The 22,864-nt window shown below is 61.2% G+C and carries 23 protein-coding genes; 16 read left to right on the forward strand and 7 right to left on the reverse strand.

The features are described from left to right. Nucleotides 1-55: 55 nt before the first annotated feature. The 3 genes from J5M73_RS07895 to arsH are packed head-to-tail and all read left to right on the forward strand — an operon-like array spanning nt 56 to nt 1,647. Nucleotides 56-400 carry a metalloregulator ArsR/SmtB family transcription factor gene (locus J5M73_RS07895; protein WP_207815318.1) on the forward strand — a complete coding sequence of 115 codons (345 nt, stop codon included), beginning with the start codon at nt 56-58 and terminating at the stop codon, nt 398-400. A gap of 59 nt (nt 401-459) precedes the next feature. Beyond that, complete coding sequence (locus tag J5M73_RS07900; protein ID WP_207167466.1) at nt 460-930, forward strand: arsenate reductase ArsC; 471 nt, start codon at nt 460-462, stop codon at nt 928-930. 24 nt (nt 931-954) lie between these two features. Further along, nucleotides 955-1,647 (forward strand): arsenical resistance protein ArsH, encoded by a 693-nt coding sequence (gene arsH, locus J5M73_RS07905; protein ID WP_102864577.1) that lies wholly within the window; start codon nt 955-957, stop codon nt 1,645-1,647. A gap of 62 nt (nt 1,648-1,709) precedes the next feature. Here the strand turns inward: arsH and J5M73_RS07910 are convergent, their stop codons facing one another. Then, nucleotides 1,710-2,402 (reverse strand): tRNA (adenine(22)-N(1))-methyltransferase TrmK, encoded by a 693-nt coding sequence (locus tag J5M73_RS07910; protein WP_277989245.1) that lies wholly within the window; start codon nt 2,400-2,402, stop codon nt 1,710-1,712. Nucleotides 2,403-2,680: 278 nt separating this feature from the next. On the opposite strand from J5M73_RS07910, the gene J5M73_RS07915 reads away from it, so the two are divergent. Beyond that, complete coding sequence (locus J5M73_RS07915) at nt 2,681-2,911, forward strand: hypothetical protein (protein ID WP_207815394.1); 231 nt, start codon at nt 2,681-2,683, stop codon at nt 2,909-2,911. A 146-nt stretch (nt 2,912-3,057) separates the two neighbouring features. Here the strand turns inward: J5M73_RS07915 and J5M73_RS07920 are convergent, their stop codons facing one another. The 6 genes from J5M73_RS07920 to J5M73_RS07945 form a co-directional block, all read right to left on the reverse strand. Then, the gene (locus tag J5M73_RS07920) at nt 3,058-3,219 is read right to left on the reverse strand and encodes a DUF2986 domain-containing protein (RefSeq protein ID WP_207815322.1); all 162 of its coding nucleotides are present in this window, start codon (nt 3,217-3,219) and stop codon (nt 3,058-3,060) included. Between the two features lie 165 nt (nt 3,220-3,384). Beyond that, nucleotides 3,385-3,849 (reverse strand): DUF3429 domain-containing protein, encoded by a 465-nt coding sequence (locus J5M73_RS07925; RefSeq protein ID WP_207815323.1) that lies wholly within the window; start codon nt 3,847-3,849, stop codon nt 3,385-3,387. A gap of 103 nt (nt 3,850-3,952) precedes the next feature. Next, a complete protein-coding gene (locus tag J5M73_RS07930) occupies nt 3,953-6,787 on the reverse strand; it encodes a TonB-dependent receptor (protein WP_207815324.1) in 2,835 nt (944 codons plus the stop codon). A 97-nt stretch (nt 6,788-6,884) separates the two neighbouring features. Then, entirely contained in the window at nt 6,885-7,850 is a 966-nt protein-coding gene (locus J5M73_RS07935) for a FecR domain-containing protein (protein ID WP_207815325.1), read from the reverse strand. Further along, nucleotides 7,847-8,353: a sigma-70 family RNA polymerase sigma factor gene (locus tag J5M73_RS07940; RefSeq protein WP_110595868.1), complete on the reverse strand. Its 507-nt coding sequence runs from the start codon at nt 8,351-8,353 to the stop codon at nt 7,847-7,849. The genes J5M73_RS07935 and J5M73_RS07940 overlap by 4 nt, the downstream gene beginning before the upstream one ends. 211 nt (nt 8,354-8,564) lie before the next feature. Then, complete coding sequence (locus J5M73_RS07945) at nt 8,565-9,005, reverse strand: Lrp/AsnC family transcriptional regulator (protein WP_102864225.1); 441 nt, start codon at nt 9,003-9,005, stop codon at nt 8,565-8,567. Nucleotides 9,006-9,144: 139 nt separating this feature from the next. On the opposite strand from J5M73_RS07945, the gene J5M73_RS07950 reads away from it, so the two are divergent. The 12 genes from J5M73_RS07950 to J5M73_RS08005 all read left to right on the forward strand — a co-directional run bounded on the left by J5M73_RS07950 (nt 9,145) and on the right by J5M73_RS08005 (nt 22,477). Further along, nucleotides 9,145-12,192 (forward strand): aminotransferase class III-fold pyridoxal phosphate-dependent enzyme, encoded by a 3,048-nt coding sequence (locus tag J5M73_RS07950; protein ID WP_207815327.1) that lies wholly within the window; start codon nt 9,145-9,147, stop codon nt 12,190-12,192. 191 nt (nt 12,193-12,383) lie between these two features. After that, nucleotides 12,384-13,172 carry an ABC transporter substrate-binding protein gene (locus J5M73_RS07955; RefSeq protein WP_102864223.1) on the forward strand — a complete coding sequence of 263 codons (789 nt, stop codon included), beginning with the start codon at nt 12,384-12,386 and terminating at the stop codon, nt 13,170-13,172. A gap of 63 nt (nt 13,173-13,235) precedes the next feature. Continuing rightward, nucleotides 13,236-13,883 carry an amino acid ABC transporter permease gene (locus J5M73_RS07960; RefSeq protein ID WP_102864222.1) on the forward strand — a complete coding sequence of 216 codons (648 nt, stop codon included), beginning with the start codon at nt 13,236-13,238 and terminating at the stop codon, nt 13,881-13,883. A gap of 9 nt (nt 13,884-13,892) precedes the next feature. Next, nucleotides 13,893-14,552: an amino acid ABC transporter permease gene (locus J5M73_RS07965; RefSeq protein ID WP_102864221.1), complete on the forward strand. Its 660-nt coding sequence runs from the start codon at nt 13,893-13,895 to the stop codon at nt 14,550-14,552. Further along, complete coding sequence (locus J5M73_RS07970; RefSeq protein ID WP_279381744.1) at nt 14,549-15,313, forward strand: amino acid ABC transporter ATP-binding protein; 765 nt, start codon at nt 14,549-14,551, stop codon at nt 15,311-15,313. The genes J5M73_RS07965 and J5M73_RS07970 overlap by 4 nt, the downstream gene beginning before the upstream one ends. A gap of 317 nt (nt 15,314-15,630) precedes the next feature. After that, the gene (locus J5M73_RS07975) at nt 15,631-16,185 is read left to right on the forward strand and encodes a fimbrial protein (RefSeq protein WP_207815328.1); all 555 of its coding nucleotides are present in this window, start codon (nt 15,631-15,633) and stop codon (nt 16,183-16,185) included. Nucleotides 16,186-16,687: 502 nt separating this feature from the next. Then, nucleotides 16,688-19,174, forward strand: a complete 2,487-nt coding sequence (locus J5M73_RS07980) for an outer membrane usher protein (protein WP_207815335.1) — start codon at nt 16,688-16,690, stop codon at nt 19,172-19,174. 21 nt (nt 19,175-19,195) lie between these two features. Further along, a complete protein-coding gene (locus J5M73_RS07985) occupies nt 19,196-19,954 on the forward strand; it encodes a fimbria/pilus periplasmic chaperone (RefSeq protein WP_207815336.1) in 759 nt (252 codons plus the stop codon). Between the two features lie 159 nt (nt 19,955-20,113). Next, complete coding sequence (locus J5M73_RS07990; protein ID WP_207815337.1) at nt 20,114-20,596, forward strand: fimbrial protein; 483 nt, start codon at nt 20,114-20,116, stop codon at nt 20,594-20,596. Next, nucleotides 20,593-21,096: a fimbrial protein gene (locus J5M73_RS07995; protein ID WP_207815338.1), complete on the forward strand. Its 504-nt coding sequence runs from the start codon at nt 20,593-20,595 to the stop codon at nt 21,094-21,096. Before J5M73_RS07990 ends, J5M73_RS07995 begins: the two co-directional genes overlap by 4 nt. An 8-nt stretch (nt 21,097-21,104) precedes the next feature. Continuing rightward, complete coding sequence (locus J5M73_RS08000; protein ID WP_207815339.1) at nt 21,105-21,635, forward strand: fimbrial protein; 531 nt, start codon at nt 21,105-21,107, stop codon at nt 21,633-21,635. Nucleotides 21,636-21,640: 5 nt separating this feature from the next. Further along, nucleotides 21,641-22,477, forward strand: coding sequence for a hypothetical protein (locus J5M73_RS08005; protein WP_207815341.1), 837 nt, complete (start codon nt 21,641-21,643; stop codon nt 22,475-22,477). The last annotated feature ends 387 nt before the right edge of the window (nt 22,478-22,864 follow it).

Consider the following 22,864-nt stretch of genomic DNA (forward strand, 5'->3'; position numbering starts at 1 on the left):
CATGAAACATATGGATTTCCGTATATTCGATTTTCCATATATTCAAGCCAGCACCATGATGACGCCTGCCGACGTATTCAAGAGTCTTGCCGACGAAACCCGCGCCCGCGCCACCCTGCTGATCGCCAACCAGGGTGAGCTGTGTGTCTGCGAGTTGATGTGCGCCCTCGACGACACCCAGCCAAAGATCAGCCGTCATCTCGCCCAATTGCGCAGCAGCGGCCTGCTGCTCGACCGGCGCCAGGGGCAATGGGTCTATTACCGCCTCAACCCGCAGCTGCCGGCCTGGGTCGGGGAAATCCTGCAAGTGACCTTCCGGGCCAACAGCGACTGGCTGCGCGACAACGCCTTGCGCCTGCAGCACATGGAGGGACGCCCGGTCCGCGCCGCCTGCTGCTGATAACGCAACCCCGTAAGTCTTGAGCCTTTGACATCCGCCCACAGCGCAAGGAATACCCCATGCGAGTCCTGTTCATGTGCACAGCCAATAGTTGCCGCAGCATCCTCTGCGAAGCCCTGTTCAACCACCTGGCACCCCAGGGTTTCCAGGCCCTGAGTTCCGGCAGTTTTCCCAGGGGCCAGGTGCTGCCCCGCAGCCTGGCCACCCTGGAGCAGGCCGGTATCGCCACCGCCGGCCTGTACAGCAAGGGCAACGACGCCTTCGCCGACAACCCGCCCGACATCGTGATTACCGTCTGCGACAAGGCGGCGGGCGAGGCCTGCCCGGTGTACTTCGGCCCCGCACTCAAGGCCCACTGGAACCTGGAAGATCCCTCCGACGTCCGGGGTGACGAAGCCTGCGTCGACGCCGCCTTCCGCGCCACCCTGGCGCACATCGAGCTACGTTGCCGGGCCTTCCTGGGCCTGCCTTTCAACCACCTCAGCCGTGAGCAACTGCAGCACGAGTTGAACCGTATCGGCACACTCTGAGCCGGAGGCTACATGTCAGAACACCTGTCAGAACACCTGCCCAACCTCGACCTCTCCCTGCTCGATGGCAAGCACGCCAGGCCCGAGCACAAACCGCGCATCCTGCTGCTGTACGGCTCGACCCGGGAGCGCTCGTTCAGCCGCCTGCTGGTCGAAGAAGCCGCGCGCCTGCTGCAGCACTTGGGTGCCGAAACCCGGATCTTCGATCCGTCCGGATTGCCCCTGCCCGACGACGCTCCCGTGGACCATCCCAAGGTTCAACAACTGCGGGACCTGGTGCAATGGTCCGAAGGTCAGGTCTGGTGCTCGCCGGAACGCCACGGCGCGATGTCGGCGGTGTTCAAGGCACAGATCGACTGGATTCCCCTGGAGCTCGGTGCCGTGCGCCCGACCCAGGGCAAGACCCTGGCGGTGATGCAAGTGTGCGGCGGCTCGCAGTCGTTCAACGTGGTCAATCAGCTGCGGGTGCTGGGCCGCTGGATGCGCATGTTCACCATCCCCAATCAATCCTCGGTGCCGAAGGCCTACCTGGAATTTGACGAGTCGGGGCGGATGAAACCCTCGGCCTACTACGACCGAGTCGTCGACGTGATGGAGGAGCTGGTGAAGTTCACCCTTGTACTACGGGACCAGCAAGCGTTCCTGGTGGATCGCTACTCGGAGCGCAAGGAAAGCGCCGAGCAACTCATGGCCCGGGTCAACCAGCGTTCGATCTGAGAGCACGATCCCCGTGCCCTCTCGCTGGGGCCCGGACATTGCGGCCCACTTGAAGCGCCGGCTCAAGCCAGCAATTCGCTGATCCATTGCGTCTGGCGGACGACCTCTTGCACCTTGTCCTCGGGCACGGCCTGGGCTTGAGTGAAATTGGCCAGGGTGCGCTGCTTCAGCCGCAGCAGGCGCTGCCACTTGGCCAGGAACGCCGGGCTGCGGGCCTGCATCTGCAGCGGGCCAAAGTACAGCTCCCGGGCACTGTACTGCACCGGCCCGACGCGCTCGGCGACGATGATTTCGTAGTCGAAGCGGTTCTCTCGCAGCACTTCCTCGGCGAGGATCTGGTAGTCATGCTCCATCAGCCATTGGCGCAACGGCTGCTCGCCGCCGTTGGGCTGCAGGATCAGACGCTCCTCACCGCTCAAGCGCGCCTGACCGCCGTCGAGGATGTCACGGATGGTCTCACCGCCCATGCCACAGAGGCTGATCGCGGTGATCCCGTCTGTCGGTTCGATCGCGGCCAGACCGTTGGCCAGGCGCACGTCGATCTGCTGCTCCATGCCGCTCTCGCGCACCGCGCGCTGGGCCGAGCGAAACGGCGTCAACGCCACCTCCCCGGCCACCGCCGCAACGATGGCGCCGCGGCTGATCAAGGCCAACGGCAAGTAGCCGTGATCCGAGCCGATATCGGCCAGCCGCGCACCGGCCGGCACATGCGCCGCCACACGCGCCAGGCGCATGGACAATGTCTGTTGCTTCAACTGCTGCCCCTTTTCACCACAAACGTCCGCCAGCCAGGGCCGGATCGGGGGGCGATTCTGGCGGGCAATGCCGGGCATTTCAAATTTATGCGACCAAAACCTGGGATGTGGTGCACAGAGGGCCCGCTCCGTGACGGGGTCGAAAGCACCGTCCTGCATGGCGGGTTTCTGAGCAGAAGCAGACCTTCGTTGCTGGCAGCGTGCACCCTGGTCAGTGATAGACTCCGCGCCCATTTGCGGGCTAAAAAATGCTCTGTCCAGAATGCGAACAAGGCGAAGTGACCAAGGTTCAAGTGCGGGCAACACAGGGGATTCTGTACGTTTGCCAAGAGTGCGAGTCGCTGTGGCTCACTGCCGAAGTCATGGCTACCGAGCCGTTCAACAGCTTCACTTCCTACATGGAGGAGCTGGGTTTACCGCCGCTTTGGAGCTCGCTGTATGTCCTTGAGCCAGAAAAGATCACCGGCCGTCAGGCACGAAAATACCTGCGCTCGGTCGGCTCGATCTAGATCGATCGAAGGTGCAGACCATGCTCTGCCCTCTGTAGAACTGACCCGGACGCGCCTCTGCTGGCCAGAGGCGTGCTCCGCCCGAGAAAAGAGAGCGTCGCGCAAGTCGCGCCAGATAACGGTCCATCGGGCTTCAAGCAAATGGATCAGCTCACAGTGGCAACCACAGCGTCGTCATTGGCCTCGGTGGCCAGCTTCGCCCGGTCAGCCTTGCTGATGTACTTGGACTTTTTTTGCGGAGCCAGTTTGGCGCTGGCCTTCTTGGCGTGAGCCTTCAATAGCTGCTGGATTTTCTTGCGACGATTCATGTGGGGCTACCCGGCTTTTTAAGTGCCGGAATGATATCAGCCGCCGCTCGCCGGGGCTGGTAACTCTTTGCCGATCCAGCGAATGATCCTTTGCGCCCTTGCTCAGCGATGCCTGTTGCTTCAACCACCGCCCCTTCGGTAGGAGGCGGCAGTTGAACGTCGCGCTTAACCCCCGATGGCCATCACGAGCACACCCAGCAGTAGGCAGGCGCTGGCCACGATGGTCAGTCGCAAACGCATCGGCAGGTACCAGGCCGGTAGGTGCATGACCTGCGGGAGCTGCCGGTCATGCCACCCGTGCGCGAAGAATCCGCCAATCAATAACAGCCCGCCCCATGACAGCGGCAGCAAAGTGGCGACCCAGCCCATCAGCGCTGGGACGATGCTCCAAACAAAGCGTGTGTGACGCTGCTGCGCGTTCATGCCGGGAGCGATCATGGCAAAGCCCCAATGCAGGGCTCCGACAAAACTCAGGATCACCGCCCCGTAACTGACCAGGGCCTGGCACCACAACAGCCGCTGTTCGTGCGCAACCACGGCCAGCAACGCCAGCCCGAGAAACGGCAGCAAACCGCCATAACCCAGCAGGGCAACAGGCTTGGGTGGCGATACAGAAGACAAAAGGTTCATCTGGATTCCTCTCAATCAGGGCACTGAAAACTGTAGCCGCAAAAGCGCCCTCTGAATGGCCATCGCGTTGACTGACCGCAACCGGCAGGCCACTGCCGGCCCCTCAGAACTTCGCCTGCATCCCCACCCGCAGCGTGCGCCCCGGCGCCGGCATGAAGCTCTGCGCCAGCGGGTCCAGGTAGTAGCGGTCGGTGAGGTTTTGCAGCGATACGTTGAGGCTGGCGTGTTCCTGCAGCTTGTAGTTGAGGAACAGATCGACCAGCGCCACTTCGCGGTAGTTCAGCTGCGGCGTGGTGGCGCCGGTCTGCCAGGGCTTGTCGGCGGTGACGGTGGGCCCCGAGGTGTAGGTGATGCGGGTGCCGAGGGTCAGGCTCTGGTCGAAGAAGCGCAGGCCAGTGGTCAGGTTGCCGGCAAAGCGCGGCGGGTTCTGGGTGTTGGTGTAGGACCCCATGAAGCTGCCCGGGGTGCAGTCCGGGGTGTCGGCGGTTTTCCGGTAGGGGTTGCTGGTGGCGCGCAGGGTGGCGGCGAAGGCCGCGTCGCAGGTTTCGGTCTTCAGGTAGTAGGTGGACGACAGGTCGGCAAACACCCGCCCGGCATCGTAGTGGGTTTGCAGTTCCAGGCCGCGGGTGGTGTAGCTGTCGGTGTTGCTGAAGCGCATCAGGCCCCACAGGCCCGGGCTCGGGTCGTAGTAACGGGTGATGTAGTTTTTGATGCTGTTGTTGAAGTAGGCGAGCTTGATCGCCGCCGCATCGTCATCCACCAACAGTCCCTTGTGCAAGGTGCTGGCGCCGATCTCCCAGTTGCTTGAACGCTCGGGCTTGAGGCCCTTGCCGGGGGTGGTCTGCTGCACGCCGTAGCCGGTTTCGAACAGCGAAGGCATGCGAAAGCCCTGGGTGTAGGAGGCATAGACGAAGGTGTCCGGCAGCACCTCGAGATTGATGCCGAACGCCGGGGCAAAGGCGCCGCCACTGTTGCTGTCCTTGCCGGAATAGTTGTAGCCGGTGACCACCCGATCCACTTGCGAATCCCCCACCTCGGTATCGGTGGCGCCGTACTGGTTATAGGGCGTGCCCTCGAACGGGTAGTTGGTGTTGTTGAAGACAATGCCGTTGTTCAAGCGTGGATCGGTGGCATCGGTGTACCGCCCGTTCTGGTCCGGGAACCACATCAGGTAGCCATAGTCGCCGGGCCTGGAGACGGTCACGTACCTGTGTTCGCGTTCCTCTCTGCGCGCCGTGGCATTGGCCACATGGTCCTTGCTGCGATAGTGGGTGTAACGACCGCCGCCCCACAGCGTCAGGCGCTCCACCGGCTGGTATTCCAGCTTGCCGTTGAAGCTGAACTCCTGCCGCGAGCCTTCGCGCAAGCTGCGGTTGGCGTTGATGTCGTCCTGGGTGGTGACCACGCCCTTCTGCGGACGCAGTTCTTCCAGCTGGAACGAGCCGCCCAGGTCCAGCTTCAAGTCGCCGTAGTCGGTGCTAAAACGCGAGGTATTGGCCAGACCGCCGCCCGTGCGGCGGTTGGCCTGGCGGGCCCAGGAGCGATCCGTGCGATAGGCCTGGGACGCCGGTGCCGACCAGGCGCTCAACTGGCTGGTCTGCGCATCGGTCAGCCACAGGTCGGCAGTCAGGTCCAGCAGCGGATTGTCCGCAGGCAGGTAGTTGTAGCGTGCGGTGTAGGTGTCGATCTGGGTGTGGCCCAGAGGGTACTGATAGATGCCACCGGTGCCGAAACGGAAGATGTCCGAGGGCATGATCTCGCCGATGCGCCCGTCATAGCGCCGGTAGCCGAGGTCGAAGCTGTGGCCGTCCGCTGGGCGCAGGGTGGTCTTGAGCAGCCACGATTGGGTCTTCGACGAGGAGTTGAGCACCTCTTCCCCGGCGTTGTAGGTGGTGGCCACGCTGGTCTCTTCATCGCCGTAGCGGTCAAAGGTGCGGTAGCGATCCTGGCCCTTCTTGCCGGCGAAATAGTTGCCCTGGTTGCGCTGGGCGTAGGCCGCCACCACATCGAACAAGTCATGGCTGTAGGCAAACGCGGCACTGCCGGACTCCGCGTCCGAGCCGAACAGCCCGCCGCGGCTCTGGTGCGGCTCCGCGTACAGATCCTCGGTCTTCGAATGAGGGTCGCGACGGGCCGGCGCCACGCCATTGTTCCAGACATCGCCCTTGAGCCGCAGGCCGACATGCTGACCGTCCTTGAGGATGTCGCCGACGCCGAGGGTGCGCATCTTCACCGTGCCGCCAATGGCGCTGGAGGTCAGGCTCGGGCCCTTGTCGATGGCGATGTCGCTGATCATGTCCGGGTCGATGTAGCTGCGTTGCTGGGTGCCGGCATAACCGCGATAGACATCCAGCGCCTGCTGCGAACCGTCCACCGTCACCGCCACCCGGCTCTGGCCCTGGATGCCGCGAATGTTCACATCCAGGCCGCCGCCATTGCGGCTGTCGCCGACCTGCACCCCGGGCTGGCCCTTGAGCACGTCGCCCACCGACACCACGCCGAAGCGCTGCAGGTCGTCGGCGGAGATGTACACCGACGAACGCGGCGCCCGGTACACCTCCTCCTCGTCAGGGTTCTCGCCCTTGATCTTCTGCGTCGGCAGCGACACCGCATCAGAGCGCAGGCGCAAGGCATAGCCGCCGTCGGCCTGGCGCACGTAGCCCAGGCCGGTGCCCGCCAGCAGGCGGTTGAGGCCCGCTTCGGCATTGAAATCACCTTGCAGGCCCTGGCTGGTCTTGCCCGCCGTAAGCAGTGCACTGCCGGCCAGGCTGATCCCCGCCTCGGCGCCAAACCGCGACAGCACCTGGTCCAGGGGACCGGCGCCGATGCTGTAGTGACGTTCGCCGGCCGCCAGCGCCATCTCGCTGTAGAGCGGTTGCAGGCTGAGCAACAGCAGGCCGAAGGTATGGGTACGCAAGACACGAGCGGGGAAAATCATGCAAGGCTCCTAGGGATCGAAACCCACCTGTGCCGGTGGGTAATACCTGAAGGCCAAGCCAGATCGAAAAAACTATCGCGCAGGTGAAAAAAAACGTTCAGGCCGGCACCACCGTCACCCAATAACGGGTTCTGCGCTCGATGCGCACCGGCAGGGTATTGGCCACCAGGGCCAGGGCGGCATCGGTGTCGTCCAGCTGGAAACTGCCGGTCACCCGCAAAGCGGCAACCGCTTCGCTGCAACGTAAAAAGCCCGGACGATAGCGCGAAAGCTCTGCCAGCAATTGATCCAGGCGCATGCGCTCGGCGGGCAGGATGCCGCGCATCCAGGCCTGGGCCAGAAACACATCGATGGAAGTCGGCCGCCCGACTCCCCGGCCATCGACCCGGGTTTGCCAGCCAGCCTGCAAGGGCAGCGGGGTCGACGGCTGCCGGGCACTGACCTGTACCAACCCGCGCAGCACGGTCACCTGAGTGCCCTGGCGATCATGGCGCACCAGCAGATGGGCGCCCTGGCTGTACAACAGCGCATCCGGCGTTTGCAGTTGCAGGGAGGCCGATCCGGCCGGGGTATCCAGGGCCAGCTCGCCCTCGATCAACTGCACGCTGCGCGGCCCCGCACTCAAGTCCAGGTTCACCGCGCTGGCGGTGTTCAGCCACAGCGAACCGCCGTCCGCCAGGGCCCAACGCCGCCGCTCACCGATGCCGGTGCGATAACCGGCCAAGGCTGAACGCACCAGGGTGGAATCCGCCCCCTGCCAGGACACGCCTCCCAGAAGTCCCAGCGCCAACAGGCACTTGAGTACCTGGCGCCGCCGTTGCGGATCGGCGCCTGCCGCCTGCAAGGCCCGGCGCGCCGTGGCATCCGCCAGCAGATGGGCCCCCGGCTGCAACATCAGCGGCAAACCGCTGACCCGCTGCCAGGCGTACTCATGCTCGGCACTGGCCTCGCGCCACTGCTGCAAGGCCTGATGGTCCGCGGCGCTCATCAGCCCGGACTGCATCCGCACCAGCCAATCAATGGCGCTGTCCCGCACCCGGGGATCGACCGCGACGCCACTCATTCAAACAGGCTCGCATAGCAGACGCTGAACGCCTTGCCCATGGCCCGCTGCACCTGGGCCACGGTCAGGCCCAACTGCGCGGCGATCTGCGGGTAGGTCAAGCCATCGAGCTGGGACAGAAAGAAAATCTGCCGCACCCGCGACGACAAGCCCACCAGCAGTGAATCCAGCTGCAACAGGGTCTCGATCATCAGATGCCGCTCCTCCGGCGAAGGCTCCTCCCCCACCGGCCGTGCCGCCAGCGCCTCCAGGTAAGCCCGCTCGATGGCCTGACGACGCCAGCGATTGATCAGCAAGCCATTGGCGATGGTGGCCAGAAACGCCATGGGCTGGCGCAGCTCACGCACATCTTCCTGGGACCGCAGCACGCGGATAAAGGTGTCGTGGGCCAAATCCTCGGCATCGGCGCTGTGCCCCAGGCGCCGATGCAACCAGCCACGCAGCCAGCCGTGATGGTTCGCATACAGCTGAGCGACAGGCGAAGAGAGGCTGTGGTTGTGCATGGGAGATTCGCATTAATGATAATGCTTCTCATTTTATGGTTTGCGAATGGGAGTTGTACAGCACGGCACATTGCGATTGCCGTAAAGAGCCTGGCCCGCCTTCACGGACAGGCCACCGGGATCAGGTGCCAAGCGTGGATTGCAGCTGCGTCTGAGCGGTGCCCGGCATTTCCCGCAGGCACGCGCCATCAAGTCTTGCCGCCGCGGCGGATCAGGAGGTCTGTCGATCGATATCGCGGCGAAGGACCACGGCGGTGGTGATGTCCTCGACCGATTCGTGGCTGGCCACGGCATCCCGGACTCGGTTCAGGTCATCAATGGTGCGTGATTCGATCTCGATCACCAGGTCCAACTGGCCACTGACCGAAGAAATGCGGCGCACCTGCGAGTGCTGGGCCAGCATGTCCAGCAGGCTGATGGCCGGGGTGCGTTTCAGGCATACCAGAAACATGGCGCGAATCACGTTGGCGTCGATTTCGCCGATATCCGCCCGGTAGCCCCTGATCACACCATTGCGCTCAAGGTTGCTGACGCGCTCGCTGGTGGCGCTTCTGGACAAGCCGATTCTCGCGGCCAGGGCCTTCAGGGCGATCCGCGCCTCTTTAGAAAGAATGTCGAGTATTTCCCGATCTTTCACGTCCAGGTCGCGCATTGAAACTCCTCACATTGACTGCCGAGTTTGTGCCGGTCGATTCCGACAATATGCAGGCCAAAGCCGACCGCATACCTACTGCCCTCGAAGATTTCGCATGCCAAGCTAACTGAAAAAAATAACTTGGAAAACCATTACCATGACCGACCTTTCCCACCCCGCCCCGCAGTTCTCGCCACGCGATGCCGAACACTTGGCTGAGCAGCTTTTCAATGTCATCGCTACGGCTTCGCCTCTGGACGGCGAGCGAGACTGCAACTTCCGGTTGAACACAGCAAGCGATGCGGGATGGATTCTGAAAGTCGTCAACGCCAGCGAACCGCCCATTGAAAGCCAGCTGCAGACCGCCATCCTCAGCCATCTGGCCCATCACAGCCCCGAGCTTGGCGTACCGCAGTTGAAGAAAAGCCTGGCCGGCGATTTACTCGCCTCGGCCGTGGCCCCCTCTGGCGAAACCCACGCGGTGCGCCTGGTGAGCTGGTTGCACGGTACTCCGCTGGCCGAGGTCCCGCGCACCTTCGAACTCATGCGCAGCCTGGGTCAATCATTCGCCGACATGGACCGTGCGCTTCAGGGCTTCATGCATCCCGGCGCGGTCCGCGATCTGGACTGGGACCTACGGCACGCCGCCCGTTCCCGCGCCCGCCTGCACTTCATCAAGGACCCCGCCAGACGCGCCCTTCTGCAGCGCTTCATCGATGATTTCGAAACCCGGGTCGAACCCAAGCTTGCGCGCTTGCGCACCCAGGTCATTCACAACGACGGCAATGACTGGAACATCCTCGTCGACCCGCAAAACCACCAGCAGGTCTCGGGCATCATCGATTTTGGCGATGCCGTGCACACGGTACTGATTGCCGAAGTCGCCATCACCTGCGCCTACGCCATTCTCGACACGCCAGACCCCATCGGCGCGGCGGCCGCCCTCACCGGCGGCTTCCATGAGCGCTACCCGCTGCAGCCGCAAGAGCTGGATGTGCTGTTCAATCTGATTGCCATGCGCCTGGTGATCAGCGTCACCTTGTCGGCCTCGCGCCACGAACAGACCCAGGACAACCCCTACCTGGCCATCAGCGAAGCCCCGGCCTGGCGCCTGCTGGAAAAGATGGATCGCATGAACCCGCGCCTGGCCACGGCAATCCTGCGCAAAGCCTGCGGTTATGACGCCATAGAAGGTGCCGGGGCGATTCGCCGCTGGGTGGATGAAAACCGCCAGTCCTTCGCAGAGATCGTGCATCCATCGGCGGCGACCCTGAACAAGGCCATTGTGCCGTTCGCCGACGCTGCCCACGAAATGACCATCGCCTCCGCCGCGCAGCGCCCGGCAGAAGCGACGAAATGGTGGAACGATTTCTCCGCCGAGCATCAAGTGCCGCTGGGCATCGGCCCCTGGGGCGAAGCCAGGACCATCTACACCGACAGCGCCTTTGAATCGCGCTTCATTGAAGGGCAGCGCCGGATCATCCACCTGGGTGTCGACTTGATCATGCCGGCCGGAACGCCGCTGTACACGCCGCTTGCCGGTGTGGTGCAGAGCGTCGAGGTCGAGCCTGAACCACTGGGCTATGGCGGTTTGATCATGCTCAAGCACTCGCCTGAAGGCTGCCCGCCCTTCCTGACCCTGTGGGGGCACATGGCCCACGAAGCGCTGACCCGCCTCAAGCCCGGCGACCACCTTGAAGCGGGCGCGCTGGTGGGCTACATGGGCGCGGACACGGAAAATGGCGGCTGGCTGCCCCATGTGCATTTCCAGATGTCCACCGACACCCAGTTGCAAGCCAGCGAGTTCATCGGCGTCGGTGAGTGCGCCTATCTTGAGGTGTGGGCCGACCTGTTCCCCGATGCTTCGACCCTGGCCGGAATTCCTCCGGAAACCTATAGCCAGGAAGGCAGGAGCAAAGCGCAGATCGTGGCCAAGCGTAAGCAACTGCTGCTGCCCAACTTGTCGATTTCCTACTCGGACCCGATCAAGTTCGTGCGCGGCGATGGGGTCTGGTTGATCGACAACTTTGGCCGGGCCTATCTGGACTGCTTCAACAACGTCTGCCATCTCGGCCACTGCCATCCCGATGTGGTGCAGGCCCTTGCCCGCCAGGCTTCACGCCTGAACACCAACACCCGCTACCTGCACGACAACATCGTCGAGTATGCCGAGCGACTCACCGCAACATTGCCCAAGGGCCTGGCCGTCGCCTCCTTCGGCTGTTCCGGCAGCGAAGCCAACAGCCTGATGCTGCGCATGGCACGCAATCACACCGGGCGCAACGATGCCATCGTGCTGGATTGGGCCTACCACGGCACCACCCAGGAGCTGATTGATCTGAGCCCCTACAAGTACAAGCGCAAGGCCGGCAAGGGCCGTGCAGAGCATGTATTCGAGGCGGCCGTACCGGACGTTTACCGCGCAGCGGATGACTGGCCATTCGAAGAGTTGGGCAAGCGTTTTGCGCAAAGTGTTGCCGAGCAGATCGACAACATGCGCCGGCAGGGCCGAGCCCCGGCGTTCTTTTTGGCGGAGTCGATTCCCAGTGTCGCCGGGCAGCTGTTCTTTCCGGAAAACTACTTGCAGGAAGTCTATGCCATGGTTCGCGCCGAGGGCGGGCTGTGCCTGGCCGATGAGGTCCAGGTCGGCTTTGGCCGGGTGGGCAGCCACTGGTGGGCCTTTGAAACCCAGGGCGTGGTGCCTGATGCGGTGTCCATGGGCAAACCCATTGGCAACGGCCATCCCATGTCGGCGGTGGTGACCACCCGCGAGATCGCCGACAGCTTCAACAACGGCATGGAGTACTTCAATACCTTCGCCGGCAGCCCGGTTTCATGTGCCGTGGGGCTCAGCGTTCTCGATGTGATCGAGCGCGACAACCTGAAACTCAACGCACTGACGGTGGGCAATTACCTGCTCGATGGCTTTCGCACACTGCAGCAGCGCTACGATGCCATTGGCGATGTACGCGGGTTGGGGCTGTTTCTCGGGATCGAGCTGGTCACCGATCACCAGAGCAAGGCTCCGGCCACGCAACTGGCGAAAAAGGTTGCCGATGGCGCCCGGGAGCGTGGCGTTCTGATCGGCACCGAAGGCCCCCATGACAACGTGTTGAAAATGCGCCCGTCGATGATTTTCAGTCACAAGAACGCCGACTTCCTGCTCGAGGTGCTGGACGACAGCTTCAAGGCGGCCCTGCGCTAGAGCGCCCGGATCGGCGCACGAGTGACAGCCTGCGTGCCTGGCCGACATAGTGTCGGCCAACTCCGGCAATGTGTCCGGCTGGCGGACACCTTGCCGGGTGCTTTCCAGAACGGCCTATGCAAAGCTTTTCCCGAGGCCTGGGTGAAGAGCCCAAACAACAATAATTAATAATTCTTCAAAGGTGCCATCCAATGCTAACCAGAACGCTCAAGGGTCTGCTTGCTGCATCCACCGTCGCGGCGGCGGCACTCCTCTCCCCCGCGGCCGCTCAGGCTGATGACTTGCAATCGATCCAGGCATCCAAAGAGATTCGCATCGCCATGAGCGGGCAGTACTCGCCCTTCAGCTTTGCCAACGAGCAGAACCAGATCGTCGGCTTCGACGCCTCCATCAGCGAAGCCCTGGCCCAGCGGCTCGGGGTGAAAGTCAGCATCGTCACCACGCCCTTCGACGGGATCATTGCCGGGCTCCTGGCAAAAAAATACGACGCCATCATCGCCTCCATGACCATTACCCCGGAGCGCCAGAAGGCCGTGGACTTCGTCGGCCCCTACTACCACGCCGGCCGCACCATCGTGGTGAAAGAGGATTCGCCGATCCACAGCCTGGATGACCTTAAGGATGTGAAGGTGGGCGTCACCCTGGGCGATGCCCACGACAAATGGGCCAGGGCGCGGGGCAACCTGAAGGTGAAAACCTACAAAGGGCTTCCCGAGATGCTGGTCGACCTGGACGCCGGGCGCCTCGATGCGCTGGTGATGGACAGCGTTCCGGTGCTGGTGGCCGTCAAGGAAACCGGGCAGAAGGTGCGCATCATCACCCCACCCGACAGCGACGGTGGGGTTGAAGGCATGGGCATTGCCCTGCGCAAGAACAACCCTGAGCTCAAGGCCGCGATGCAGCAGGCGCTGAACGACATGCTGGCCGATGGCAGCTACGAAAAGATCTCGATGCAGTGGATTGGCAAGGACATTCGCTGACTCATTTGCAGCCTGGCTCGACCTGGGGTCGGGCCAGTCAATCCGACCTTTTCGAGCCTGCCCATGGATCTGACACTTATACAGCGCACCCTGCCGTTCTTTCTGGAGGCGGCCTGGGTCACGGTGCACGTTTCGCTGCTGGCGCTGCTGCTGGGCTTGCTGGTGGCGGTGGTGCTGGTGGCGGCCCGGCTGTCCGGCTTCTTCATGCTTCGCTGCCTGGCCCGGGTCTACATCAGCGTTTTTCGCGGCACCCCCTGCCTGGTCCAGCTGTTCCTCATCTACTTTGGCGGCCCACAAATCGGCCTTGAGCTGGAGCCATTCACCGCAGGCGTCATCGGCCTGGGCCTGAACATCGCGGCCTACATGGCCGAATCCATTCGTGGCGCAATCAGCAACGTCGATCCCGGACAGGTCGAGGCGGCGCGTTCAATCGGTTTCGGCAAGGGCCAGACCCTGTGGCTGATCACCCTCCCGCAAACCGCCAAGTTGATGATCAGACCACTGGGGGTCAATGCGGTCGCGCTGATCAAAGGCTCGGCCCTGGTGTCGACCATCTCCGTGGTGGAACTCTCCTACACGGCGCAGCGTTTTATCAGCTCCACCTACAAGCCATTCGAGATCTTCATGGTGTCGGCCATTTTGTACATCGCCATGGTCTACACGGTCAGGCTGATGGTGGACCACCTCGATAAACGCTTCGCGGCCAAGTGAGACGCCTCCATGCCAAGCCTTGACCTGAGTATCGTGACCCCCTATTCCGAGCTGCTGGCCACCGGGCTCTGGTGGACCATCGTCTTGTTCCTCTGCTCCAGTGTGCTGAGCCTGATCGCCGGAATAGCCTTTGCCCTGATCGTGCTCTACACCCCGAAACTGGTCTCCCTGCCCATACGTTTCCTGACCTGGCTGCTGATGGGCACGCCCCTGCTGCTGCAGCTGTACCTGATCTATTACGGCCTGGTGCAAGTGGGGATCGATATCCCGGCGCTCGCGGCCGGCATCATCGGCCTGAGCCTGCATTTTGCGGTCTACAACGCCGACGTGATTCGTGCCGGGGTCCTGTCGGTCGACCCCGGGCAGATTGAAGGTGCGCGCTCCATTGGCCTGAGCCGCAGCCAGGCACAACGCTACGTGGTGGTGCCGCAGGCACTGCGCAATACCCTGGCCCCGCTGGGCAACAACCTGATCGTCCTGCTCAAGGACACCTCCCTGGTGTCGATCATCGGCATTGCCGAACTGGTCTACAGCGCCCAGCGCGCTGTGAGCGAAACCTACAGCCCGTTCGAATTCTATCTGGCCGTCGCGGTGATCTATTACGCGGTCAATCTTGTTCTGGAAGCCGGCCTGCACCTGCTTGAAACCAAGGTAGAGATGTCACGATGACCACAGAAAAGTTCATGGTTGAAGTCAAGGGCGCGCGCAAGGCGTATGGCGCACTTGAAGTGCTCAAAGGCATCGATCTGTCTGTCGCGCGCGGACAGATCATCGCCATCATCGGCCCCAGCGGTTCGGGTAAAAGCACCCTGCTGCGCTCGATCAATCACCTGGAAGTGCTGAACGAAGGAGAGATCTGGCTGGAGGGCGAACACGTCAACCGGCCCTTGAAAGGTCGCGCATTCGAACAGCACATCAACAGCGTGCGCCAGCAGATGGGCATGGTGTTCCAGCACTTCAATCTGTTCCCGCACCTGACCGTGCATGAAAACATCGCCCTCGGACCGATCAAACTCAAAGGGCTGAACAAAGCCGCGGCCCGTGAGCTGGCCATGGAGTACTTGTCCAAGGTGGGCCTGGCCAGCAAGTTCGACGAGTACCCTTCCCGCCTGTCCGGCGGACAGAAACAGCGCGTGGCCATTGCCCGGGCCCTGGCGATGCGCCCCAAGGTCATGCTGTTCGATGAAGCCACCTCGGCGCTGGACCCGGAGCTGGTGGAAGAGGTCAACCAGGTCATGAAGCAACTGGCCGCCGAGCACATGACCATGTTGATCGTCACCCACGAAATGCGCTTTGCCGGCGAGGTGGCGGACCGGATCATCTTCATGGACGGCGGCGTGGTGGTCGAGGAAGGCGCGCCACGGGAGATCCTGCAAAACCCGACCCACGAACGCACCCGGTCGTTCCTGAAAAAGCATTTGCATGCTTAGCGAGGCTGCGCTCGCGCGGGCCGCAGGTGCTGTTGCGCCAGGGGGGGCAACGGCGCCGTCTTAGTCTCAGCCCCCCCCTCGCTTAAAGCTCAAAGTGTATCGGCAAAGCTCATCTGGCTCATGGGGACGCACGGTGCATTTAAGAAATTCTGCGGACTTGTTCGGAGAATCCCTAAGCCCACCTCGGCATCGCCTTACTTACATCCTCCCTTCCTCTTTCTAGGATAACCCTGCCTCAACGGTGCACAGATACCGGAGCAGCTTGTGTGCTCCATTGAGTACCTTCAGGGATTTAAATTTCAACCTAGGAGTATCAAATGAAAGTTCGTTTGTTGGCTGGTGCAATCATGACCGTCACCTTGGCAGCTACTTCGGCTATAACCTTTGCCCAAGATCAAGGCCACGGTGTGATTACCTTTAAGGGCGCTATTATCGACGCACCATGCTCCATTGCTCAGGAGTCGCAATACCAGACCGTAGATCTGGATCAGGTTTCCAACGTCGCCCTGAAGAACGGCGGCAAATCAAGTCCGAAGACCTTCAAGATCGAACTGCGCGGCTGTGAACTGGGTGCCCTGAAATCGGCCACGGCGACCTTCACTGGCTCGCCTTCGTCCAACCCTGACCTGCTGGCAATCAAAGGCACCGCACAGGGCGCAAGCCTGGCAATCGCAGACCACACCGGCGCGCTGCTCAAGCTGGGCAACGCTTCGCCTGCACAAACGCTGAGTAATGGCGACACCTTCTTGCAGTTCAGCGCCTATCTGCAGGGCGACATGGTGACCCCAGAGGGCGGCGGCGCAGCAGCGCCTGCCGAAATCGTACCAGGCAACTTCGAAACCTTCGCCAACTTCACCCTCGCTTATCAGTAACGTATTGCGTCACTGAAGTGCTCCGCAGTACGCACTGGCTGCGTACTGCGGGGGAGCTTGCGAAGGTTTGGATAATCAGACGGTTGTGCTCACCCCCTGGCACTTAACGGATTAGTCAGCGGCAATAGGTCATCCCAACAATCACTGAAGATCTATATCAACAATTGCATTACGTCGACCACAAAGAACAACACCAAGCCCTCCCAGCGTTTCTAACTGAAGTTCGAAAGTCAGCCTGATGGTAAACACTTCGGCATTCAGGGCGGCGCAAAAGGCATCGCATTGCAGATTAAAGATGAACAAGGGCAGTTGATTTCGCCCGGTATGTTACTTGAGCCCAGCACACTGTCCAGCGACAGTTAGATGCTCAACTACTCGCTGACGCTCGTGGGTAGCGGACATGCACTGGAAGCGGGCAGCTATCACGCCACGATCAAGCTGAGTATTCAGCACTTCTGAACTGCATCACCTGGTGTGCAGTTTCGCTCAAGGATTAAGTCACGTGGATCACCGTAAGGTACTGGCTACCACGGCGCTATGTTGTGTCGCGACGCTGGCAAGTGCAGCCGAAGAATTCCAATTCAACACCGATGTACTAGACCTCAAGGATCGCGAAAACCTTGATCTTGGGGTGTTTGCTTCGGCCAACTTCATCATGCCCGGCCAGTACAGCCTGATGGTCCACGTGAACCGCAATACGTTGACGGAGTTTGCCGTCGACTATTACCCGGCCAAGGACGATCCGAAAAGCAGCGTTGCCTGTCTTTCGCCGGCCTTGGTCAATGAACTGGGCCTGAAAGAAAAAGCCATCAAGCAGTTGGTCTGGTGGCACGATGGAGCCTGCCTGGACCTGACCAGCGTTCCTGGCATGCAGGCACGTGGCAACCTGGGCAATTCGGCGCTGTACGTGAGCATCCCCCAGGACCAGCTGGAATACAGCTCACCCAACTGGGACCCGCCCTCGCGCTGGGACGACGGCATTTCCGGGGTGCTGTTCGACTACAACGTCAACGCCCAGACCACCGAGCGCAAACGCGGTAAAGGCCGCAGCGACTCCCTCAGCGGCAACGGCACCATGGGGATCAACCTAGGCGCATGGCGCCTGCGCGGTGACTGGCAGACCCAGGTGCAACGCAGTGACGACCAGCCATCAAACAACGAGTTCGCCTGGAGCCGTTTTTATGCGCAACGCGCCGTGCCTTCGCTACGTTCGAACCTGATACTCGGTGAAGACTATCTGGACTCCAGCGTGTTCGGCAGCTTCCGATACACTGGCGCCAACCTGAGCAGCAACGACAACATGTTACCCCCCAACCTCAGGGGGTATGCCCCGGAAATCACTGGTGTGGCGCGGACCAACGCGCGCGTGGTGATTCGCCAACAAGGCCGGGTGCTCTACGACACACAGGTGCCACCTGGGGCTTTTCGTATCCAGGACCTCAACGATGCAGTCTCCGGCCAGCTTGACGTGCGCGTCGAGGAACAGGACGGCAGCGTCCAAGAGTTCCAATTGGACACCGCCAGCATCCCCTACCTAACCCGTCCCGGTACCGTTCGCTACAAGCTTGCCGCAGGCAAACCCTCCGACTGGGAGCACCAGATGGATGGGCCGGCGTTCGCCACCGGTGAGTTTTCCTGGGGGGTGAGCAACGGCTGGTCGCTGTATGGCGGGAGCCTCGGCGCCGAGGACTACGGTTCGCTGGCCGTGGGCGTGGGCCGCGACCTGATGGCCTTCGGTGCACTGTCGTTCGACGTCACCCAGTCGCGCGCGACGCTGCAGGACGACACGCTGAGCGGCAAATCCTACCGTGCCAGCTATTCCAAGCGCTTCGATGAGTACGACAGCCAGGTCACCTTCGCAGGCTACCGGTTCTCCGAGCAGAACTACCTGAGCATGAGCGAATTCATCGAGGCCCGGCGTGACAGCCAGTCGTTTAACCAGAGTAAAGAGTTGTATACCGCGACCTTGAGCAAGCAGTTTCGAGATTCCGCGCTCAGCCTGTACTTCAACTACAACCACCAGACGTACTGGAACAGCCGGACGAGCGATCGCTACAGCCTGTCGTTGTCGCGCTACTTCAATGTCGGCAGCCTGAAAAACCTCAGCCTGTCGCTGACCGCTTACCAGAACAAGGGCAACGGCACCGCCGATGACGGTGCCTACCTGTCGGTCAACATCCCCTGGGACAGTAATGGCTCGATCAGCTACAGCTCGTCGGTCAACCGCGGCGACACCTCACATAACCTGAGCTATTACGACCAGATCGATGAACGCAACCACTACATGGTCAGCGTCGGACAGGCTTCAAGCGGTCAAACCGCCAGCGGCTACCTGTCCCATGACGGCGACCAGGCAGAGGTTGTGGCCAGGGCCAGCTACCAAGCCGACGAGTACACCTCGGCCGGGTTGTCCCTGCAAGGCGGAGCGACGATTACCGGCCAAGGCGCAGCGCTGCACCGCAGCAACATCATGGGCGGCACCCGGCTGCTGATCGATACCCAAGGCGTTGCCGACGTGCCAGTGCGCGGAAACGGCGCAGTCACACGCACCAACCGTTTCGGCAAGGCCGTAGTGACCGACATCAACAGCTACTACCGCAACCAGGCCAACATCGTGCTGGACAGCCTGGCCGAGGATGTCGAAGCCACTCAGTCCGTCACCCAGGCGACCCTGACTGAAGGGGCGATCGGTTACCGCCGCTTTGATCTGATCGCCGGCCACAAGGCCATGGTCGTGATTCGCATGACCAACCACCGCGTGCCACCCTTCGGTGCCTCGGTACAGAACAGCCGCGGCCAGGAAACCGGCATCGTCGGCGAGGACGGTTCGACCTACCTGAGCGGTATGAAACCGGGCGAGCTCATGTCTCTGCATTGGGATGGCAGCGCGCGCTGCCACTTCACCCTACCCGAGCAGGTGGTTTCGCCCGACCAACAACTGGAGCTGCTGTGCCTGCCGACCAGCGACCCGGATAACGCCACTGCTTGACTCACTACACCAGGTAACTTCATGAAAACTTGCTACAAACGCACCACCTTGTCCCTGCTCGCCCTGCTGGGCACCTGCGCGGCGCAAGCCAGCCTGGCCGCCGTATCGCTGGACCGCACTCGGGTAATTTTCACAGGAGGCGAGAAATCGGTCAGCCTCGGCATCAGCAACCAAAACACCCAGTTGCCCTACCTGGCCCAAGCCTGGATCGAAAACGAACAGGCCGAAAAGATCACCAGCCCACTGGTGGTGGTACCGCCAATACAGCGCCTGGAAGCTGGAGCCAACAGCCAGGTGAAAATCCAGGGGCTGCCGGAGCTGACCCGGTTGCCCCAGGATCGCGAATCGCTGTTCTACTTCAACCTACGCGAGATCCCTCCACGCAGCGACAAACCCAATACGCTGCAAATCGCCCTGCAAACGCGGGTCAAACTGTTCTACCGGCCCGCAGCGATTGCTCCACGGGCCGGCGTCAATGAAGCCCCCTGGCAGGAAAAGCTGACCCTCACCCGCCAGCAGGACCGCTACCTGGTGAACAACCCAACGCCCTATTACGTCACGCTGATCGATGCAGCGCCCGACCTCAAGGCCGACGGAGCAGCCGGCTTCAAGCCACTGATGATCGAACCCAGTGGCCAGCTCGACCTGGGCGTGAGCAGCAAAGTGCTGGGCAACCAGCCAGTGCTGACCTATGTCAATGACTACGGCGGCCGCCCACAGCTGCAGTTCAGCTGCGCAATCAGTACCTGCACTGCCAGCCCCGTGGCCAGCAAACGCTGACGTTCAATGACCAGTTTCTGTGAGCGCCGATCATGAAGCCCAGACTCCGTGTATCCCTAGCAGCACGCCTGTGCTGTGCCAGTGTCACCACTCATGCCGTCAGCCCGGGGGCTTTACGCGCCAGCCTCAATGTGAATCTAGCGTATGACTGAGCCCCTCATGATGACGGTCGCGCGTCCCGCTTTGCTGACACTTTTGCTCGGCTGCGGCCCATTGGCCCAGGCCGTCGAGAGCCGGGTGACGATAAAAGGTGTCATCCATGCGGCGACTCCCTGCGTGATCAACAGAAACGCGCCCATCAGCGCCCCTTTTCATGATGTTCAGATTGCAAGCATCGATGGCGACTACAAGACCATTTCCATCGACTACACGCTCGACTGTAGCCGCGCAGCGACCAATGAACTGCGGATACAGGTGCGCGGCAATGGGGCCTTCGACAGTTCGCTGCTGCAGATACCCGGTTACGACAATATCGGTATCGCCCTGAAAAAGGACGGCGACCGGTGGGCACTCAACACCTGGTCCAACTTCGATACGCGCAAGCAGCCCGTGCTGCAAGCCGTGCTGGTCAAACGCGACGCCAGCGAAGTCAAGGCCGGCGCATTCAAGGCCAGTGCAACCCTGGTGGTGGACTATCGATGATCCTCTTGCATCGCACCTTGGCAATCCTTTCAATCACTGCCCTGCCCCTGTCGTGCGTTGACGCGGACAATCTGGTGTTCAGTGGAACCCTGTTGGCACCGCCCGGCTGCATCGTCAGTGACCAGGGCGGCCGAATCAACGTGCGCTTCGCGCAAAACATCGCCGTCAACCGCATCGATGGCGAGCGCTATCGCCAGGCAATCCCCTACCAGATCGATTGCCCGGGAGCCGCCGACGCCAACATTACCTGGCACATGCGTTTGACCCTCAAGGGCACGCCCGCGCCTTTCGACTCCACTGCGCTGAAAACCTCGGAAAACGATTTGGGTATCAAGGTCCTGCTTGGCGGCAGCGCATTGACGCCCAACGAGCCACGAGAAATCGATGTTCGCGCGTCGACACCCCCCGTGCTGGAGGCCGTACCGGTAAAACTGGCCGGTGCGGCGTTGCCCAGCACCGAATTTACCGCCTCGGCGCTCTTGATGGCCGAGCTCTACTAGGAGGATCCATGAGCAATTGGGCCATGAACCTGGGCGCCTGGATCGTATGCCTGTGGTTGCCGGCGATCCAGGCGGCAGAAGACAACCTGTACTTTTCTGGCACCTTGGTGAACGAGCCTTGCATGCTCGCCGAAGGGGATAAGTTGATCGAAATAGACTTCAAAAGCGTGATCGACAAGGACCTGTACCTTAACGGCAGGACCAAGGGTCGCCCCATCGAACTGCACCTGCAGAACTGCGATCTGGACGTCGGCAAGCGCATGGTCAGCATCACCTTCAGCGGCAACGAGAGCAGCGAACCACCCGGATTTCTGGTGCTGCGAAGCACAACCGTGCAAGGCCTGCTGGTAGGGCTGGAGGCAATGGGTGGCGAACCGCTGCCGCTGAACAAGACCCACCGCATGGGCGAGCTGACTCGTGGTGAAAACCTGATTGGCTTCAATGCCTACCTGCAAGGCGAGCCTAAGGTGCTGGCCAATCACACCATCGGACAGGGCAACTTCGAAGCCTCCCTGACCTTTGCCTTAAGTTACGAGTGATCATCATGAAGAAAGCCTATATGACAGTGCTGCAGGGCGCCCTGACAGCGATGCTGCTGTGGAGTATGTCGGCCCAGTCCAACAACATCACCATCACCACGACTAAAAGTGAGTATGTTTCAGGGGGGGCACGTTACTACTTCGATGTGACCAGTTGGGATAATCCGTATGCGTCTAGCCCCTGTTCAACAAAAGATCCGGCTTACACAGTTTGTGTTGTACGCCTGAGTGCACGTATTAGGTCGACCTTCAACAGTTCAGCAGCTCATTACGCCACTTGGGAGGTCCCCGTGCGTCGTGACTCTAACATGGGGGAGTTGTTGAGGGATTTGCAGAATCAGGGGTTTCGAATTCCGCTCAGCGGATCAATTTTTGTACCCTCGAAATATGCACCCTCTGACCTCTGCATCGGTTTTACTACTGTTAAAATTGGGCCAGCCATTGGTGGTGGTCTAAATCCCCTTGGTTACTGTTACCCAGTAGCTTTACCAACACTGCAGTGCAATGTCACAGGGTATGCGGTGATCGACCACAAGATCCTGATGGACGATGCCGTGGACGGAGCAACCGCCTCGACGCAGATCCAGATGCAATGCCGTGGTCCAGCCAGCGTGACTGTCTCGACGTCCCGGACCGATTCCTACGGCGTACGCCTCAAGAGCGATGGCAGTCTGTACAGCAAGATAACAGTCAATGGTAAGGATGCCACAGCGGGTATCAATGTGCCGATTACACAAGACCTGGCCACACCGCTGACCATTACCTCGACCCTGGTCAAGCGCGGAAACGTTACGCCTGGTCAATTCAGTGGGTCCACAGTAGTAACTATTTCACCGCCCTAAGATCACTACATGTATGGACGCCAAGATCGCCAGACATATCTTCATGCCATGGGACGACAGCTGAGTGAAGTTGAATTTTCTCGACCTTCAGCTTTAGGCTCAGCCCGGAACTCTCAGCAGTTCTAACATAGTGCTTTGCTTTTTCGATCTTCGTCCGCACGACTTCATAGACACTAAAAGTCCACATCTGCGACTGGGCAACGAGGAAAATCGAATCATAGGAAGTTGACATCTCGTTAAACCTGGCTCGCAAGCGGTCATACTCCAGGCCCATTATTGACTCATCAACAATGGTCAGACTGTCAGGATTCATGTCTGTATTGAACAGTGCCAGTAATCTCAGAGCATCCCCGGTGATGCTCCGATCAACTTGTCGCGCAACGGCTC

Origin of the sequence: Pseudomonas sp. 50_B (assembly GCF_017491625.1) — a bacterium.
Lineage (GTDB): Bacteria > Pseudomonadota > Gammaproteobacteria > Pseudomonadales > Pseudomonadaceae > Aquipseudomonas > Aquipseudomonas danubii.